Source organism: Agarivorans sp. QJM3NY_30 (genome assembly GCF_050870855.2).
Lineage (GTDB): Bacteria > Pseudomonadota > Gammaproteobacteria > Enterobacterales > Celerinatantimonadaceae > Agarivorans.
In genome coordinates this window covers 4,491,017-4,509,369 of sequence record NZ_CP194038.2, presented here as the reverse complement: position 1 = coordinate 4,509,369, position 18,353 = coordinate 4,491,017, and the positions used below count along the sequence as shown (strand labels likewise).

The following is an 18,353-nucleotide window of genomic DNA, read 5'->3' as shown; positions in this document are numbered from 1 at the left end:
ACGTAACTTTGATAACTGCAAGATGTATTACATAAATCAAGCCAAAACGACACTTATAGGAACAACCCAAGAAATAAACTAGACACCCAGGTAATCCTCCCATTATTAACCGCATTTATTCGTAGAATTCATGCTGCCGTTTTTAGTGGTGGGAACCCTCCATTTGCAAGGTGTGGTCGTTGATGATTGTAGAACCATAACCATTGGGTCGCCCGATCTTGAACATCTTCAAGTGTGTCAAACAAATACTTACTCACTAAGCCAAACCTCATAGTACGGTTGAACCTTTCTATATAGGCGTTTTGTTGTGGGTTTCCTGGCTGAATATAATCGATTCGAATGTCGTGGTTGTTGGCCCATTTAATAAACGCATGGCTAATGAACTCAGGACCATTGTCGCAGCGGATCGCAACAGGTTTGGTTCGTTGTTCGATGAGCTGCTCTAAGATCCGAGTGACTCGTACTGTGGGCATTGAAAAATCAGGTTCTGACGCCAGACCTTCACGTTTGTAATCATCTATCACATTGAATAAACGGTACTTCCGGCCATCAGATAGCTGATCATGCATAAAGTCCACGGACCAAACTTGGTTTGTTTTAATCGGCTCTTTAAGAGGCTCTGGCGTATGGCGATTCAGGCGTCGTTTTGGCCTAATACGTAAGTTTAGAGCCAATTCGCAGTAGATCCGATAAACCCGCTTATGGTTCCATGTATACCCTTTAACGTTCCGCAAATGGTGAAAACACAGGCCAAAGCCCCAGTCAGAGCAGTCTTCACTGTTGCACAGCGTTACTAACTCCTGAGCTATCAACTCATTCTCAGGTTGAAGCTTCGATTTATAGCGATAGCAGGTCTCGCTGATCCCAAACCAATAGCATGCACTTTTAATGCTGATGTGATAGTTCGCCACCGAACGCTGAGCCATCAATCGACGCTCACAGGGCTTCACCACTTTTTTGCCATCGCCTCTGAGATCACCTCTGCTTTAAGGCGTTCTTCCGCATACATCTTTTTAAGCCGTCGATTTTCATCTTCGAGTTCTTTCATCCGCGCCATAAGGGATGCGTCCATACCGCCGTATTTCGAACGCCACTTGTAAAAGGTTGCGTTGCTCATTCCATGCTCACGACAGAGCTCAGGAACAGGTGTACCAGCCTCAGCCTGCTTGAGAATAGATAAGATCTGACTGTCCGTGTAACGTGACTTTTTCATGTTGAATCTCCTGTATTTACTATACGAGAAAATTCTACTTTTGCATGGGATTAATTTTCGGGGGGATTACCAAATCGCCATAGCGTGAGTTAAACGATCGCTTGTTAAGCAGATTTCCCCACTCTTTGTTTATAAGAAGTAGAACATGCACTTTCTCTTTTCTCTGCACTGCTGCATCATATACGGTAGCCGTTAGATCACATGGCTTCGTTGTCTTGTGCCAACTCGCCTCCAGCCTACGCAGCACCTCTCGCCGTTCTGGCAAAGCAAGCTAGGCTGAAGTACAGATACAACAAAGTCTTATCACTTTGAACCTTTGCTGTTGTGCTACGAATATCGTCCATATACTTTCCCTACAGTGAGCGTTAAGCGAGCTCGAGCTCTGAAATCAGCTTTTGCACAACGAGCTTGGATTGACTGTTTAGTCCGGTCAAAGGAGCTGGTAGACACGGGGATTCGGCATAGCCCAATAGTTCAGCAGCACTTGCCATTACGCGCATTCCACCGAGATTATCTGAGAACAGTTGCCACAGTTGGTCATATTTTAGGGAGAGTTGTTTCGCTTGCTCAGGGGTGCAAAGTTTCGCTTGCTCAAACAGATGTTGAGCCGTTCTTGGGAACAAACCGGCTAGAACGGAATACCAAACATCACATCCGGATTGAATGCCATTAGAAGCAAAGGCGTCACCACTAATGCCAATCGTGACATTGTCTGGCACAAGTTTTTTCAGCTGCTGAACTCTGCGTTGGCCCTGATCTTCAAATTGCATCCCTGGGAACTTGATTGACTGCACCATTTTCAGCTTTGCGACCTCTGCATGGAGCTGGTCACTAAAGGTAAAGTGAGTGGCGGCTGGGTTGTCATATACACAAATCGGGATCGAAACACTTTCAGATACACGGCGATAGAGTTCATAGACTTCCTCATCGAATAGCCGTTGATAAGAAATTGGCGCGAGTAAAAGTCCTTTGGCTCCGAGCTGCTCCGCTTGCTCAGCATTCGCGAGCACATCCCTTAATCGCAAAGACCCGATGCCGACCAAGACGGGAATATCTCCCGCCATTTCGACAGCAGTTGAGATCGCATGATGTTTTTCTTGTGCGTTTAAATAAGGATATAAACCTGTCGAGCCTAACGCACATATAGAGTCTACTTGTGCATCGATTAATCGACCTAGAACCTGACTATATGCGGTAACATCCACTCGCTCATCCGGCATTGGGGTAATAGGGAAAGCACTGATTCCATTAAATATCATAGATAAATTCCTTTCATTACGTGTGTTTATAGAGAGCTAAGAGACAATAATGAAAAAACCACTAACAAGTGATATCTTAGTTATAGTCATAAAACTTTATTGTCATGGTTTGATATAAATATTGTCATAGGACAAAGATGAAGGTCAAGATAAAAGGGCAAACCGGACAGGAATTATTTGAGTCTGTCCGTTGTTCAATTGCGTCGGGGCATCTCAAAGAGGGGGACGCGCTGCCACCTGTAAGAGAGCTCGCAGCAGAAGTCGGTGTTAATAGAAATACTGTTGCAGGCGTATATCAGCGCCTTGTAAAATCAGGTCTCGCCGAGACTAAAGGCCGTTTAGGGACGCGTGTGAAATCTCGCCATTCAACCCAACAACAAGACGGCATAACAGAAACGAAATTAATGGATCTTGCTGACGGTAACCTCCGTAAAGAGTGGTTTCCAAGCCTTGACCAATTAGCTGCAAAAGCGCAATTAAGACAATTTGTGTATGGTGAAGCGCCCATTTTGCCTGAAATTGATCAGTTTGGTCGTGAATGGTTCAAGGACGTATGTCCGGCCAATATGGGCCTTTCGATAACAAGTGGTGCGGTTGATTCATTGGAACGCCTGATGTCGGCCCATCTATTACCTGGTGATCAAGTTATAGTCGAAGACCCTTGTTATCTGGGGTCATCGACGGCAATCAAGTTGGCAGGTATGCATCCAGTCGGGGTTAGCATTGACTCAGATGGGATGGTCGCCGATGAACTTGAATCCAAACTCAGCAAAGGTGCTCGTGCGGTACTGATTACCCCAAGAGCGCACAACCCGACGGGATGCTGTTATAGCAAACAACGAGCAGAAGCGATTCGAGAAGTTCTCAGTCGCTATCCAAATGTACTGGTGTTAATCGATGATCACTTCGCATTACTTGCTGAGCAACCTTACTACAATTTAATTCCCGAAAACTCATTGTATTGGGGTGTTTTTCGCTCAGTCTCAAAAGGGCTGGGACCGGATCTCAGGCTTGCTTTCGTAGCGGCTGATCCAGTTACAACTGAACGCCTTCAAAGCCGACTGACTATTGGTATGAACTGGGTGAGTCGTATCCTGCAATCTTTAGTTATCACCGCACTGAAATCTGACAGTATCGACCAGCAGCTTCAAGTGATGAGCCAACACTGTAGACAAAGGAACCAATGGTTGATTGAAGCACTTGCAGCGAATGGATTATCTATTCAAGGTCCTGTTGAAGGTGTAAATTTGTGGGTTCCGGTCAATGGTGACCCTCAAGCCAGCGCATACGAGCTATCTAAGCATGGTTGGTTGGTGAGACCTGGTAGTCAGTTTGACATTGATGGGAAAGCGCTTGGATTACGAGTGACTACAACTAAACTTAGCCAAGAGCTTGCTTTGCAGTTAGCTAAAGATATTGTGCAGGCTCATAACTAACTTTGTGTAAGTGGATTTAAACACTTGGATACATAGTATCGACTACAGAATGCAGTCTTTTAACATACATAAATTGAAAATGCCTAGGTTGTGTATAAACGAAGTAGTGACACTAATTAACTAATGCCGCTGCATCTGAGCGTAGTTGATATGTTACAAAATCAATGAATTTTTTGAACATCAGGCAGTTTAGGCTCTATATGAAGAAACTAATTGTACCGTCATTCATCGCATTATTAGCTGGCTGTCAAGTCACGCCTAACCAGCTTACATCTGATATTGATGTGAGTTCCAACTTCAAAGAGACTAATATCCCTGTTGGTACTTACGTTTTGGCAATCAACAGCTACAATGATGAACAAGATATTCAGAACCAGACATATGGTCCATCAATTGAGTGTGCGAAATACATCATCAACGACTTGACCAAATACGGTTTCAAGCGCGTTTACAACCAGCAGAATGCTGATTACATCATAGGTTTCAACTGCAACTTTAAAGTGTTCATTCACGATGAAGGTTATACAGCAGAAGCTAACTATGGTGATGACTTTAAAACTAGCAATTCACGTATCATTTCCACGACTGGAGCAGGTTCTCTAAATGTTCACTCGAACTCTATTGACACAAAAATAACCTCATTCGACATTAAAAATGCTTCATCGAGTCATATTATCTCGACTGCTGGTATCGCGATTTATAAAAATCATGATGCATTCAGCTATCGTGATCGTGAACTACTTTGGGCAGGTTCAGCAATCAGTCAAAGCTTTAGCAGCCAAAAAGATAAGCGTGTTGCTAACAATAAAGATTTGATTCAATCAGTGTTGACACAGTTCAATAATAAAGAAAATTCGGGTGACTTCCACGGCCACCCGAACAAGGTTATTACACTACCTTACTTAGCTGATACCAACTCAATTAATGAAGAACAAGCCAACAAACCATTTTTGTACACAATGGAAGTAGATTGGAATAAACGTAACCAAGCTCTCGGCTATAACGAATACTTCTACAAACCGTGGCAGACAATTTACGACGGCGGTAAACGGATTGTGTATAAAGGTGAGAAGGACGATTTGCTTGCTATCTCTACTGAATCATTCGTAAACGAGGGTAAAGGGGGGGTAGTAACGTTAACGTTTGGATGTCCGAGTAAGTCCCCAATACTTTCTATTATCTTTAGAAAAGAGAGCCTAGATGTAGGTTCGCTTTATGACGTGTACATCTATGACGGATATGAGCACAGTAAAATTAAGGTACAAGCTTCAGCGACTGATCACAGTCTAGTGTTTGTAGCTACTAGCGAAATCATTGAAGTGTTAGCTTCTGGTAACGGTAGAAACAAAGATTATGTAACAGTCGTACTTCCAGATCTAAATAAAGAAATTGAATTTCGCAAAGAAGGTTTCGAAGAAGCTATGACGATTGCCTATCCCGAATGTAATTAATCAAATTATCTAGGTGTCACGCCTATCTGTTTTTACTTTATAGCTTGGTGCTTTAGGGATAAGGGCGGGAGCCACTACCCAGCACTCAATACCGTTCTTAACTAAATGACGGTGTAACCAAAATTCACAAGGGCCAGCTTCATAAACCACGCAAAGATGAGTAGCCAAGTCTTTGTATTTTTTGATAAGTTTGTTGATACCTCCTACTTTATGAAGTGGCAAATCTTGTAAGATCGCAATATACAAATGCTATACATCACAAGGAGAGTTTTGTGTCTGATATGGAGTTATTGGTTGAAGCGGTTAACAACCTTGGGAATCCAAAACTAACAGATTTTGTAACACTGGGAGTTGCTTTGATTTCCTTAGTTATTTCCGTGGTTGCTTTGTGCTTCACAAAGAATCAAAGAGATATCAGTCAAAGGGTTGAGCGTCTAAAGATTCATATAGAGCTATTGGATATTTTGCATTATCTTAAGCATTACAATGGCTCTTGCGATGATTCTTCCGAGGAGTATTTTAGTCGTTTGCTTAAACTTAAGGCCCTTTCAAAATCTGCATACTCAGAAGAGGCTTCAAACTTTATAAATACAGTTCTAACCAATATGCATAACATGCCGGTTCGGTATGCTGCTTGCCTGGAAGAGGTTTCAGAGGAAACAGCAAGAGCCCTAGAAGCTATGGGGGTTGATCCAAATATTCATGATGCCTTAGCCTGTCAGTATTTTGAGCTAAAGAGATTCTTCCAAGAAACAGCTTTTGTAGAGTTTGAGCGCCTATTTCCGGTGTAAGTGGTGCATAGCAGTCACATCAAGTCGCTCTTTGAAAAGTGCGGACAGGGGACCTCAAGACTAGGCGGTATCCCGTTTTGTGCTCGCCTAGCTTTAAACCAAATGCAGCTAGTTTTATCGCTACAGCAAAAAGTTGTGAGCTCTAACTCATTTATGCCCCATTCTAAGCTAGAACGGTTCTGTATCTCATTTCCATACGAGATTATTTGACCTACTTTTTCTTATGTAACAAAGTGTCTATGGATTAGGTGGCGATTCAATTGTATGTTTGTGAAGTACCTGTGTATGGAAGTGTGAAGTGAAAATCAATGTAAATAAAGGAAGTTATTTTGAAGGTTATTAGTTTAATAAACATGAAAGGTGGTGTTGGTAAAACAACATTATCAGTAAATATTGCAGATAGCTTATCGCGTAGATACAACAAAAAAGTATTGATCGTAGATATTGATCCTCAGTTTAACGCTACTCAATGTCTTTTCACTCCTGAACAATACATGAACCACCTAAAAGAAAAAAAAGAAACTATCACTGATCTCTTTGATAAGGAAACTAAAATCAGTGTTAGTGTGGTCAATGGCGCATCTAAAAACACTGCGAAAATACTCGCAGATATAGAGCCAGTAAAAGTAAAAAATAATCTATGGTGTTTGCCCGGAAATTTAGAGCTGTACAGGTTAGAGATTGCACCCGGTGAAGGACGTGAAAATAGACTTAAAAAGTACCTTCAAAGCAATCAGGAACAATTTGATTATGTAATAATAGATACACCACCAACGCCATCTTTATGGATGACAAGCGCATTAATAGCATCAGATTATTACTTAATACCTGTTAAGGCAGATCCCATTTCCTTAACAGGGATAGATTTGCTGAATAATATTGTAAGAGAAAAGAAAGACGACCTTGATCTCTCTATCAAGTGTATTGGCTTAGTTTTAACTATTACAGAGAAAGGTACAAGAGTATATAATTCTGCTAAAAGCACTATCGCTTCGAACTCAAGGTGGGGTAGTTTAATTTACAATAGAGAATTACCTAAGCGTACGGAAGTAGCAGGTAAACAATTAAACAACTTTATTTTAGATTTGAGTGACACAGCAATTAAAACCGCTCTGTCGGGCATTGTAGATGAAATGCTTACAAGGATAGACGATGAAAGTTAGAGATAAAAACAAAGTCTTACAAGCCGCTAACTTTATTGAAGAGCTAGCTTGGCTGTTGAATTCTAAGAAAAAAGTAGATCTCGAAAGTATTTCAGAGCTGCTCCGTAGTCAAATTGAACCTGCTAAGTCAGTAATTCCTGAGGTTCAACAGGTCAATAAAATGAAACATTATATAGGTGTTTTGCCATTTCTCCTGCAGGACAAAGAGTTGTTTAGGACAAACATGGATATTGTAGAGTTTGCAGAAAACCTATTTAGTATCAAAATGTCTAGAAATGATCGACGTTCTCGATACGAGTTAATTGGCTTTATTGTTACAGAGATTACAAAAGTAGACAAAGATAAACTATTAACTGTGATGGATGCATTATCCGTGTTGACGGAAAGTGACGACAAGTTAATTCAATTCAAAAAATCTCGTAATGATATAGATTTCTCTTGGAATGAAGCGATTTCAAAATTAAATGAATCTTGATAGGTAATTGAATGTCTAGAGAGTTATCAGCTGACTTAGAACAGTTAGTCAGATTTATAAAAAACTATAACCTTCAAGGCCTTGCTGAAAACACAGCTATGTTGCCTATTATTTCCAAAATACATAAAAAATATTTTTCCCTATTAGCTTTGTTAGTTGAGCTTAATAGCCAAGATCTCGACAATAACGGCTTTAACAATAATGATGATTGTAAAAACTATCTCTTTGAGTCTTTGTCTGATTTAGGGAACAGCTTTTTTCTTACCTTTAATGGTGGGTATAAGGCTTCTAGGCTAATGTTGCGGAGTTCAATTGAGACTTTTGCAAAAGGAATTTCAGTGGAAGAACTGCCAGACATAACTTCTGAAAAGCGTGTGTACAAAATATTTGAAGAGGCTTCTAAAATTAGTTTGTTTTCAGATGAACCTCTTAAATCATGCTTTAATGACATAAAAAAACAGTATTCTGATTTATGTGAGGATACTCATACTGCCCGAAAATCAAACATGCAACACATATCCGCTCTAAATTATTTTCCTGCCCAAGATGTTGAAAACGCGAGGGAAATTTCGGACATATTTGTATCGCTGACACAATCTTATATTTTTATTATTTCAATGAAATTTAATCAACAATTTCATCAAATACACCATGTTAACAAGTCCAATATAATGAAGGCTATAAAGAAAAGTAACCGTCCTGTGGTATTAAACGTACTTTAATTTAAACAACGCATATAATCGGGTAGCCGGAGGTGTCTAACCTCCAGCCCCCACAACACCCTGCATGCGGCTCCGCACAGGGCGTTTCCTGAAAACGGTTAAAATACAACGGCCGATTAGCTCCTTTGCATTCCAATGATGGCTTCTGTTTTTTGCGCCATGACTCCTCAGTCCGGTCGGATACGGAGACAATGAGCTGCACAGGCTCCTCATTGATTTTCAGGTTCAGGCCTTCACCATGTCCCAACCATTACGATGGGCGTTGGGCTACTATGCCGTCTGCTGACTTCTGCTTAATCACCGTTTGAGTTACCCCAAATAGCGCTATCGTTGTTCATCGTATTTGCTCACTTAAGTTGATGAGACTTAAGTGCCAGGCCTGTTTGAGCTAGCGGCCAAGCTAGTGAGTTTAACGATCGCCTGTTAAGCAGATCTCCCCAGATAAGAACATGTACTGTCTCTGCACTGCTGCATCATTTACGGTGGCCGTTAGATCACATGGCTTCGTTGTCTTGTGCCAACTCGCCTCCAGCCTACGCCTCATATGATGTTCTTGTTCATCAGCTCGCAGATTTGCGTCCGGCTTCCTTCAGACATTCCCTCGCGGCAATGCCCTTGCCATTCGCTAGTAGTTAGCGTTTAATAATCAAAATATTATTAAACGGTGACCTTCCTACAGAGGACTTTCACCTCATTAGTTCATGCCCATGCTGGGCGTACACAAAAAGCTGCACCTGACATCTTTTGCTACGCTCAATTGTGTATGTCGTGTAGCTCCATTTTGCAAAATTGCTCTCCGCAAAAACTGCAGGTGAGCTTGGCGTTACCTTCCCATACTTTAACTAATCCGTTATATCCTAATTTAGTAATGTAACTGACAAACTTATGTCCAAAAATGAGTTGGCTAGACTTTTCGTATCCTTCTTTATCCCAACCTCTGCTTATTTGTGATGGCGTCACAAAATATCGGGTGTAGTTTCAAAGTAGCGGTAAGAGTTCCAATGAAACTGAAACCTACACTTAAGCTGTTGATTCGAGATAAAACCTTGCTTCATTAATCATGCTGTATATACTAACAGTGTGCTGTATAAACTTACAGGTAGATTATGAAACCCTTAACGCCCCGTCAAACCGAAGTGTTTGAATTGATCCGTCGTAACATTCAAGACACAGGCATGCCGCCAACTCGCGCTGAAATCGCCAAAGAGCTGGGCTTTCGCTCGGCCAATGCTGCCGAAGAACATTTACGCGCCTTAGCTAAAAAAGGGGTGATTGAGATGATCCCCGGCGCTTCGCGCGGGATCCGTATTAGCGAAGACCATTTACCTGCTAATGCCGCGAATGACGAGCCAGAAGAAATCGGCTTGCCGCTGATTGGACAAGTGGCCGCAGGTGCCCCTATTTTGGCACAACAACATGTTGAGTCGCACTATGCGGTCGATGCTAATTTGTTTCATCCGCATGCCGATTATTTATTGCGGGTGCAGGGCATGAGCATGAAAGACATCGGAATTATGGATGGCGATTTATTAGCGGTGCATAAAACCAACGATGTGCATAATGGTCAGGTGGTGGTGGCGCGCTTAGACGATGAAGTCACTGTGAAGCGCTTTCAACGTGACGGGAAAATGGTCTACCTTCATCCCGAGAACGAAGCACTTTCAACTATCGAAGTTGATTTAGAGTATCAAAGTGTTGATATTGAAGGTTTAGCGGTGGGGATCATCCGTACCGCAGACTGGATGTAGTTACTCCCTAAAACTAAGTTCCCTTCTTTTTAAAGCCCAAATTATAGCAATTTGGGCTTTTGTCGTTTACTTCACAGCTTTTATTTTAAATGTCTATATTTATAACATTATCTTTACAATTATTTAACTAAGCGTCTATTTTATAAGCAGTAAGGTATTTTAATTGCGAAGCCTTGCTGCTTTGGGAAGGGAGTTTTCCCTTATTTTGCGGCCACTTTATTATTGTAAGCAGCGATGTTTGCAGTGAAGTGACCGGCCTTGGCTACGAGCAAAGGAGAGCGCTGTGGGCCGATGGATACCGCTAGTATTGCTGGCATGTTGGGTGAATCAAGCATGGGCGCAACAAACGATGTCGTTCAATTTACGCCCTGGTGTCACCGCCATTAGTGAGCAGGTTTACGGCTTGCACATGACTATTTTTTATATATGTTGTGTCATTGGGCTGGTGGTGTTTGGGGTGATGTTCTGGGCGATTTTTCATCATCGAAAGTCCAAGGGAGCCGTTGCCGCACAATTTCATGAGAGCACCAAAGTTGAAATTGTCTGGACGATAATTCCCTTCATCATTTTAATCGGCATGGCGATTCCTGCCACAAAAACCTTATTAGCGATGGAAGATCCTTCCGATGCCGATCTCACTATTCAAGTCACTGGTTCGCAGTGGAAGTGGCACTACCGCTATTTTGATCATGAGCTGGAATACTACAGCGTGTTGGCCTCGGATATGAAGCAAGTACAGGGCAAGCTTGCTAAGCGCGATAACTACTTATTGGAAGTAGATCATCCACTGGTGCTGCCAGTCGGCAAGAAGGTTCGTTTTTTAATGACTTCGGAGGATGTGATCCACTCCTGGTGGGTACCCGACTTTGCGGTCAAAAAAGATGCTAATCCGGGTTTTATTAACGAGGCCTGGACCAAAATTGACCAGCCGGGGATTTACCGCGGCCAATGTGCCGAACTTTGCGGTAAAGACCACGGCTTTATGCCGATTGTGGTGATTGCCAAACCTCAGGAGGAGTACCTTGCTTGGTTGGCTCAGGCCGAAGCCGCTTATGTAGAGAAGCAGCAACAAGAGTTGGCCATGGTGGCGTTGACCATGGATAACGAGGAGCTGATGTCCTTAGGCAAAAGCGTTTATGAGAAGACTTGCGCCGCCTGCCACCAAGCCAATGGAGAAGGCCTGCCAGGGGTATTCCCAGCCTTAAAAGGCAGCCCAGTTGCGACCGGTGATGTGAACCAACATATCGACATGGTGGTGCATGGGGTGGCAGGAACCGCGATGCAGGCCTTTGGTAAGCAACTCGGTCTGAAAGAATTAGCGGCAGTTATTAGCTACGAGCGGAATGCTTGGGGGAATGATACGGGCGATATGGTGCAGGCTAAGGATGTCGCGGCAGTACAAGACGCGGCCAAGTAGCCATGGTTGGATAAATCGATTGGTGATAGCGGAACGACTAAGGACGTTGCCATGTTCAAGTACGACACGACGCGGCGCAATAGGCAATAGAAGGGAGAGTTAGATGAGCGCGACCACGGAGCTTAACCCGCAACAGGTAGAACATCACCACGCACCGCGTGGCCTATTGCGCTGGGTATTAACCACCAACCACAAAGACATTGGCTCAATGTATTTGTGGTTTAGCTTTGCCATGTTTATTACCGGCGGCGCGATGGCGATGGTGATCCGTGCAGAGCTATTCCAGCCGGGCCTGCAATTGGTGGAGCCAAACTTTTTTAATCAAATGACCACCATGCACGGCTTAATCATGGTGTTTGGCGCGGTGATGCCCGCCTTTACTGGCTTAGCTAATTGGTTGGTACCGATGATGATTGGCGCTCCCGATATGGCCTTGCCTCGTATGAATAACTGGAGCTTTTGGATCTTACCCTTCGCTTTTACCATGTTATTAGCCTCGTTATTTATGGAAGGGGGCGGGCCCAACTTTGGTTGGACGTTTTACGCGCCACTTTCCACCAAATATAGTCCCGATAGCACCGCCTTATTTGTGTTTTCAGTACATATCATGGGGATCAGCTCCATTATGGGCGCGATTAATGTGATTGTGACCATCATGAATTTGCGTGCCCCCGGTATGACTTATATGAAATTACCCTTGTTCGTTTGGACTTGGCTGATCACCGCCTTCTTGTTGATTGCGGTGATGCCGGTGTTGGCGGGAGCTGTGACCATGGTGCTTACCGATAAATACTTCGGCACTTCGTTCTTCGATGCCGCAGGCGGGGGCGATCCAGTATTGTTTCAGCATATTTTCTGGTTCTTCGGCCACCCCGAAGTCTACATCATGATTTTGCCTTCATTTGGCATTATTTCGGCGATTATTCCCGCTTTTTCTCGGAAGAAACTCTTTGGTTATGCATCGATGGTGTATGCCACTGCCTCGATTGCCGGTTTAAGTTTTGTGGTTTGGGCCCACCATATGTTTACCACGGGGATGCCGGTGGAAGCCGAGTTATTCTTTATGTTTTGTACCATGCTGATCTCGGTGCCAACCGGGGTTAAGGTCTTCAACTGGGTTGCCACCATGTGGCGCGGCAGTCTCACTTTTGAGACCCCGATGCTATTTGCCGTGGCCTTTATCGTACTTTTTACCATTGGCGGTTTCTCTGGTTTGATGCTGGCGATTACGCCAGTGGATTTTCAATACCATGATACTTATTTTGTGGTGGCGCATTTTCACTATGTGTTGGTGACGGGGGCTATCTTCTCGATTATGGCGGCCACCTATTATTGGCTGCCGAAATGGAGTGGCAAGATGTATGACGAGGGGCTGGGGCGCTTGCATTTTTGGTGCTCGCTGATATCGGTGAATGTATTGTTTTTCCCGATGCACTTTCTTGGTTTAAGTGGTATGCCGCGGCGTATTCCCGACTATGCGCTGCAATTTGCCGATGTGAATGCCATCGTCAGTATTGGTGGTTTCGCCTTTGGTTTGTCACAATTTATCTTCCTGTATCTGGTGATCAAGTGTATTCGCAGCGGTGAGCCTGCGCCAGCGAAGCCTTGGGAAGGCGCGGAAGGTTTAGAGTGGGATAATTTGCCATCACCTGCGCCCTACCATAGTTTTACTACGCCGCCGGAGATTAAATAACATGGCTGCCCACCGCCGTTTAGTGCTTCGGCTGCTATTGGTGGTGGTGGCGATGTTCGGCTTTGGTTTTGCTTTGGTTCCGCTTTACGATGTGTTTTGTAAGGTGACAGGGATTAATGGTAAAACCGCCAATCAGGCCAGTGAGTTAAGTACTATTGCGCCTCAGAAACGCAGTGTCACGGTGGAGTTTATCACCTATGTACCACGCGCCTTAAATTGGCAATTTGGCCCGACGGTAAATCGAATTAAGGTTCACCCAGGGGAAAGCCTATTGGTTGACTTTAGTGCGACCAATCAGAGTGCTCAGACTACCACGGTGCAAGCGGTGCCTTCGGTCAGCCCCGGTTTGGCGGCCAATCATTTTAAAAAGATCAGCTGTTTTTGTTTTCAACAGCAAACGCTTGCCCCGGGACAGCGGCAAACGATGCCGCTGAATTTTTATATCGATCCAGAGTTACCCAGAGACATTACCACCATCACTTTGGCTTACACCCTATTTGCGCTTAGCGCGAATGAGCCGGAGCTGAGCAATACGGCGCAACAGCGTGCCGATGGAGAGCAGAGCAATGACGCAGCCTTATGAAAAATATTATGTTCCCGCCCAGAGCGTGTGGCCAATCATGGGGGCTGTGGGCTTATTTTTAACTGCGATGGGTGCGGGCTTTACAGTACAACAAATGGGCTCAGAACTTAACTATGGTTTGTGGATCTTGGGCTGTGGTTTTGTGGTGCTGATTAGCATGCTGTTTGGCTGGTTTGGCAATGTGATTAGCGAAAGCATGCAAGGCCACTATAGCGCGCAAATGGATCGCTCGTTTCGCCAAGGCATGAGCTGGTTTATTTTCTCTGAGGTGATGTTTTTTGGTGCCTTCTTTGGCGCTTTGTTTTATGCCCGAATGATTGCGGTGCCGTGGCTTGGCGGTGCCGGCAATAATGCCATGACCGCAGCGGTATTGTGGCCTGAGTTTGAAGCTATTTGGCCATTACTCGATACCCCTGGGGGGATCCAAACTGAGGCCATGGGTTGGTACGGCTTACCATTGTTGAACACACTTATTTTGGTGACATCTTCAGTTACCTTGCATTTCGCTCATGTCAGTTTAGAAAAAGATAAACGCACGCCCTTGAAGTTGTGGTTAGCCCTCACCTTGGTATTGGGCTTTTCCTTTTTGTTTTTTCAAGTTGAAGAATACCTACATGCCTATCAGGAATTGGACTTGCGTTTAGACTCCGGTATTTACGGTAATACTTTCTTCTTGCTCACTGGTTTTCACGGTTTACACGTCACCCTTGGTGCCTTGATGTTAACGGTGATGCTGCTGCGGGTTTTAAAGGGGCATTTTAGTGGCGATAAACATTTTGCGTTTATGGCGGCCAGTTGGTATTGGCACTTTGTTGATGTGGTGTGGTTGTGCCTATTTCTATTTGTTTACGTGTTGTAAGTGTCCGTTTAGTAGGGGCGAGGATGAGGTTGAATAAGGCCAGTGGCGAGGGCAAGTAAGATCAGGGCGATAATTAGCACGCTGAATAGCAAACGTCGCCCAAGGTAATGACTCATTGGTTTATCACCGCCTTTAAGCATTACCCGCAGCGCCATCAGCATATTAAGCATCACAATTAGGATAAATACGGTAATCACTATTTTTATGAACATCACTAAGCTCTCTTCATCGATGAATAAAAAACCAGTGTCTTATCGGCTACTGTCGTTTGTTGTGCTGATGGTGGCGCTCATCGCACTTATGCTCAAGCTTAGCTTATGGCAATGGCAACGGGCGGAGCAAAAGCAAGTTTTGTTAGATCAGTATCAGCAGCAATCACAGCAAATTATTAGTTTAGCTGAGGCGGTGGCGCAGGGCGGCAAGGCTTTTCAATTAGTGACCCCGGGCGAGCTTAAAGTGCTTGGTCCGCGCCTATGGTTAGACAATCAAATTCAGCAGGGCCGAGTGGGTTACGATTTATATTCATTGGCGCAAACTGCACAAGGTAAGGTTTTGATCCGCCAAGGCTGGCAACCAGCCAGTTATGATCGCCAGCAACTGCTGTGGCCAGTCGAGGGAGATCAGCAGGCCGAAGTTTATCGACTTCGATATATTAGCTTACCAATATTGGCCAATTCACAGCAGTGGTTAGAGGTATTACCACAAGGTTTACGCGCTCAGCAGCTCAACCTCGCGGGTCTTGCCCAGCAATGGGGAATTCACTTACTGCCGTTTATCTTGGATCGCCAAATTGACACTTCGCCGCAACAGTTAATTGCAATGCCCGTGCAAAAGCATCAGGCCTATGCCTTGCAATGGCTATTGATGGCGGTAGTGGCGTGCGGCTTTAGTATTTACTTCCTTAAACGTAGCTACGGAAAGGAGTCGCGATGAGCAGCCAATCGCAAACCATGCTCAAGTTAGCGGCAGTATTCTTGTTGCCGCTGCCTGTAAATGGCAGGGCTGACAGCTTGTTCAATATTGATTTCATCAAACGCAGTTATGTGAAGGAGTTGCGATGATCAGCCAACAGAAAACTATGCTCAAGTTAGTGGCGGTGTTTTTAGTGCCGATACTGTTGGCTTGGTTAGTGCTAAAAATGGGGTGGTTTGAGCGGGGCACCTTAAGCCATGGCGAATGGCTAGAGCCGCCAGTGCAACTGAGTGATTATCCGCAGGGGAAGTGGTCGATTGCGCAGGTGGTGGCCAAACCCTGTGAGCAGGATTGTCTGCAGCAATTTCAGCTGCTCTCCAAGGCTTGGATGGCTTTAGGGATAGCCAAGCAAAAGACCCAGCGCTTGGCTTTGCTGACCAAGGCCGCCGCTTTAGATGAAGCTTCGAGCTTGGTTGAGGGGACCCAGATTGCTGCATTGAGCTTGGCCAATAACCAGCAGCAAGCTTGGGCACAATACGATCAACGCTGGTTGGTGGTCGATCCCACAGGCTGGGTCATTATGAGCTATCAGCCGCAGCAAGGTTATACGCAGGTAAAGGGGCTTATTTCCGACCTGCAGCGTTTGATTAAAAACTCCCGTTACCAATAAAAGAGAGGGGCTGAGCAGAGGAGGATGACAATGCAAAAAGGATTAATGGCTGCAATGTTATTGGCCCTAGTGGTGATTGGCCTTGGCGCTTTTACCCGTCTCACCGATGCGGGTTTGGGTTGCCCGGATTGGCCTGGTTGCTACGGGCATTTTGCGGTGCCGCAAACTGAAGCACAATTACAGCATGCAGCGGTCCATTTCCCCGAGCGTCCCTTAGAAAGACAGAAAGCTTGGCATGAAATGATCCATCGTTATTTTGCCGGTGCGCTGGGTTTATTAGTGTTGGCTTTAGCGGGCTGCGCTTGCTGGCGCAAACAACAGCGGGGCATCGCTTTGTTGGTTTGCTTGTTGATTGGTTTTCAAGCTATTTTGGGGATGCTCACCGTTACCAAGGGCTTAATGCCCTTAATCGTAATGGGTCATTTGCTGGGGGGCTTCTCGGTGTTAGCACTATTGTTTTGCTGGTATCACCGGGTTAAATATCCGCCTGCTAAACCGCGCTCGCGGATCTGGCCGCTGGTTTTGGGCTTGGCAATATTGGTGCTGCAACTGGCCCTTGGTGGCTGGACTTCGGCCAATTATGCCGCTATTTCTTGTCAGGGCTTTCCGCTGTGTCATGAAGACTGGCAGCAGCTTTATCAGTTAAAGGCCTTCGATCCCCTGCCTCATTCCCCTACCGGCAATTATGAATTTGGTGTATTGAGTCATCCCGAGCGGGTCACAGTGCATGTAAGTCACCGAATATGGGCTGGCGTTACCGCCTTATATTGGTTACTGCTTGCCATGAGTTATTTGCTACGCCCGAGCAGCGCGCTAGAGCGTCGCCGCGCCTCGCGTTTACTGTTGGTATTATTCACTCAGTTGGGGTTGGGGCTGGCCAATGTTTGGTGGCAGCTACCCTTGTTGGTGGCGGTGGCACACAACTTAGTGGCCGCGTTGTTGTTATTGAGTGCGCTGAGTCTGCTATTGGCGTGTTATCAAAAGGGCGGCGCGACTGCGCCGCGCGAGAAGGAGAGGCTTTATGGCGAAGTTGAATACCCTAAGCTGGTCTAAACCCTTAATCAATATTAATTGGCGAGCGCTGTATAAGCTGACCAAACCCAAGGTGGTGGCGCTGATTGTATTAACGGCTGTGGTCGGAGCCTGTTTAGCGACTTCTGGTTTACCGCCTTGGCAGGCCTTATTGCTGGGGAATCTTGGGATCGGTTTAATGGCGGCAGGCGCGGCGGCTTTTAATCACTACATCGATAGTGAAGCCGACGCCAAAATGGGGCGAACTCAGGGACGTCCGCTGCCCACTGGCGCAGTATCCAATTATTTGGCGCTACTATGGGCTTCGGCTCTGTCGGTATTGGGTTTTGTGCTGTTGTACTTTGGGGTTAATCCCTTGACCGCTTGGTTAACGGCCGCCAGTTTGGTGGGTTATGCAGTGGTTTATACCTTGTGGTTAAAGCGTGCCACTCCCCAAAATATCGTGATTGGTGGCTTAGCAGGAGCGATGCCACCTTTACTCGGCTGGACGGCGGTTAATAATAGTATTTCGGCTGAGCCTTTATTGTTGGTGATGTTGATCTTTACTTGGACACCGCCACATTTCTGGGCCCTTGCCATCGCCCGGCGTAAAGAATATGCCAAGGTGAATATTCCGATGTTGCCGGTGACCCATGGGGTGGCTTTTACCAAATTGTTGATCTTGATGTACAGCGTATTGCTGTTTGCAGTGGCTTGGTTACCATTTTTGGTCGGCATGAGCGGCAGCCTGTATTTGGCCTTCAGTTGTCTGTTGAACCTGCGCTTTATTCAACTCGCTTGGCGTTTATATGGCGGCGATAACCACACCGACGCGATGCGCCTATTCGGTTTTTCCATCGTGTATCTGATGTTGTTGTTTTTGGCCCTGCTCGCGGATCATTGGCTATTTTCCTTGTTATAGTCTGGGCTAAAGTCAAAGGCTGCCAGCC

19 protein-coding genes are annotated in these 18,353 nt (G+C 45.1%); 16 read left to right on the top strand and 3 right to left on the bottom strand.

All coding sequences use genetic code 11. From position 1 onward, the window contains the following. Positions 1 to 128 precede the first annotated feature (128 nt). Positions 129 to 1,213, bottom strand: a protein-coding gene (locus ACRRSX_RS20520; protein WP_432451743.1) for an IS3 family transposase whose coding sequence is annotated in 2 segments (ribosomal slippage) — positions 129 to 964 and positions 964 to 1,213 — 1,086 coding nt in all. Because the reading frame shifts where the segments join, the coding sequence is not laid out codon by codon here. Between the two features lie 365 nt (positions 1,214 to 1,578). Continuing rightward, positions 1,579 to 2,472 carry a dihydrodipicolinate synthase family protein gene (locus ACRRSX_RS20515; RefSeq protein WP_432455747.1) on the bottom strand — a complete coding sequence of 298 codons (894 nt, stop codon included), beginning with the start codon at positions 2,470 to 2,472 and terminating at the stop codon, positions 1,579 to 1,581. 137 nt (positions 2,473 to 2,609) lie between these two features. Between ACRRSX_RS20515 and ACRRSX_RS20510 the strand changes: the two genes are divergently transcribed. The 11 genes from ACRRSX_RS20510 to ACRRSX_RS20460 all read left to right on the top strand — a co-directional run bounded on the left by ACRRSX_RS20510 (position 2,610) and on the right by ACRRSX_RS20460 (position 14,810). Continuing rightward, positions 2,610 to 3,908: an aminotransferase class I/II-fold pyridoxal phosphate-dependent enzyme gene (locus ACRRSX_RS20510; RefSeq protein ID WP_432455748.1), complete on the top strand. Its 1,299-nt coding sequence runs from the start codon at positions 2,610 to 2,612 to the stop codon at positions 3,906 to 3,908. A gap of 200 nt (positions 3,909 to 4,108) precedes the next feature. Continuing rightward, positions 4,109 to 5,359 (top strand): hypothetical protein, encoded by a 1,251-nt coding sequence (locus ACRRSX_RS20505; protein ID WP_432455749.1) that lies wholly within the window; start codon positions 4,109 to 4,111, stop codon positions 5,357 to 5,359. A gap of 272 nt (positions 5,360 to 5,631) precedes the next feature. After that, positions 5,632 to 6,150 (top strand): hypothetical protein, encoded by a 519-nt coding sequence (locus ACRRSX_RS20500; protein WP_432455750.1) that lies wholly within the window; start codon positions 5,632 to 5,634, stop codon positions 6,148 to 6,150. A 329-nt stretch (positions 6,151 to 6,479) separates the two neighbouring features. Continuing rightward, a complete protein-coding gene (locus tag ACRRSX_RS20495) occupies positions 6,480 to 7,313 on the top strand; it encodes a ParA family protein (RefSeq protein ID WP_432455751.1) in 834 nt (277 codons plus the stop codon). Continuing rightward, positions 7,303 to 7,788 carry a hypothetical protein gene (locus ACRRSX_RS20490; protein WP_432455752.1) on the top strand — a complete coding sequence of 162 codons (486 nt, stop codon included), beginning with the start codon at positions 7,303 to 7,305 and terminating at the stop codon, positions 7,786 to 7,788. The genes ACRRSX_RS20495 and ACRRSX_RS20490 overlap by 11 nt, the downstream gene beginning before the upstream one ends. Positions 7,789 to 7,799: 11 nt before the next feature. Then, positions 7,800 to 8,510 (top strand): hypothetical protein, encoded by a 711-nt coding sequence (locus ACRRSX_RS20485; RefSeq protein ID WP_432455753.1) that lies wholly within the window; start codon positions 7,800 to 7,802, stop codon positions 8,508 to 8,510. A 1,106-nt stretch (positions 8,511 to 9,616) separates the two neighbouring features. Further along, complete coding sequence (gene lexA, locus ACRRSX_RS20480) at positions 9,617 to 10,258, top strand: transcriptional repressor LexA (RefSeq protein WP_432455754.1); 642 nt, start codon at positions 9,617 to 9,619, stop codon at positions 10,256 to 10,258. Positions 10,259 to 10,607: 349 nt separating this feature from the next. Then, a complete protein-coding gene (gene coxB, locus ACRRSX_RS20475) occupies positions 10,608 to 11,675 on the top strand; it encodes a cytochrome c oxidase subunit II (RefSeq protein WP_432456132.1) in 1,068 nt (355 codons plus the stop codon). 103 nt (positions 11,676 to 11,778) lie between these two features. Beyond that, on the top strand, positions 11,779 to 13,368 hold the full coding sequence (ctaD, locus tag ACRRSX_RS20470; protein WP_432455755.1) for a cytochrome c oxidase subunit I: 1,590 nt from the start codon (positions 11,779 to 11,781) through the stop codon (positions 13,366 to 13,368). Between the two features lies 1 nt (position 13,369). Next, complete coding sequence (locus ACRRSX_RS20465) at positions 13,370 to 13,951, top strand: cytochrome c oxidase assembly protein (RefSeq protein ID WP_432455756.1); 582 nt, start codon at positions 13,370 to 13,372, stop codon at positions 13,949 to 13,951. After that, positions 13,935 to 14,810: a cytochrome c oxidase subunit 3 gene (locus tag ACRRSX_RS20460; RefSeq protein ID WP_432455757.1), complete on the top strand. Its 876-nt coding sequence runs from the start codon at positions 13,935 to 13,937 to the stop codon at positions 14,808 to 14,810. The genes ACRRSX_RS20465 and ACRRSX_RS20460 overlap by 17 nt, the downstream gene beginning before the upstream one ends. An 8-nt stretch (positions 14,811 to 14,818) precedes the next feature. On the opposite strand, the gene ACRRSX_RS20455 is transcribed toward ACRRSX_RS20460, so the two are convergent. After that, positions 14,819 to 15,022, bottom strand: a complete 204-nt coding sequence (locus tag ACRRSX_RS20455; protein ID WP_432455758.1) for a DUF2909 family protein — start codon at positions 15,020 to 15,022, stop codon at positions 14,819 to 14,821. Here ACRRSX_RS20455 and ACRRSX_RS20450 point away from each other — a divergent pair. The 5 genes from ACRRSX_RS20450 to cyoE are packed head-to-tail and all read left to right on the top strand — an operon-like array spanning position 15,015 to position 18,325. Continuing rightward, positions 15,015 to 15,743, top strand: coding sequence for an SURF1 family protein (locus ACRRSX_RS20450; RefSeq protein ID WP_432455759.1), 729 nt, complete (start codon positions 15,015 to 15,017; stop codon positions 15,741 to 15,743). The two genes, ACRRSX_RS20455 and ACRRSX_RS20450, sit on opposite strands and share 8 nt — an antisense overlap. After that, positions 15,740 to 15,871 carry a hypothetical protein gene (locus tag ACRRSX_RS20445; RefSeq protein ID WP_432455760.1) on the top strand — a complete coding sequence of 44 codons (132 nt, stop codon included), beginning with the start codon at positions 15,740 to 15,742 and terminating at the stop codon, positions 15,869 to 15,871. The genes ACRRSX_RS20450 and ACRRSX_RS20445 overlap by 4 nt, the downstream gene beginning before the upstream one ends. Then, complete coding sequence (locus ACRRSX_RS20440) at positions 15,868 to 16,392, top strand: hypothetical protein (RefSeq protein ID WP_432455761.1); 525 nt, start codon at positions 15,868 to 15,870, stop codon at positions 16,390 to 16,392. The genes ACRRSX_RS20445 and ACRRSX_RS20440 overlap by 4 nt, the downstream gene beginning before the upstream one ends. Before the next feature lie 30 nt (positions 16,393 to 16,422). Continuing rightward, positions 16,423 to 17,445, top strand: coding sequence for a COX15/CtaA family protein (locus ACRRSX_RS20435; RefSeq protein WP_432455762.1), 1,023 nt, complete (start codon positions 16,423 to 16,425; stop codon positions 17,443 to 17,445). Then, positions 17,414 to 18,325, top strand: a complete 912-nt coding sequence (cyoE, locus tag ACRRSX_RS20430; protein WP_432455763.1) for a heme o synthase — start codon at positions 17,414 to 17,416, stop codon at positions 18,323 to 18,325. Before ACRRSX_RS20435 ends, cyoE begins: the two co-directional genes overlap by 32 nt. The last annotated feature ends 28 nt before the right edge of the window (positions 18,326 to 18,353 follow it).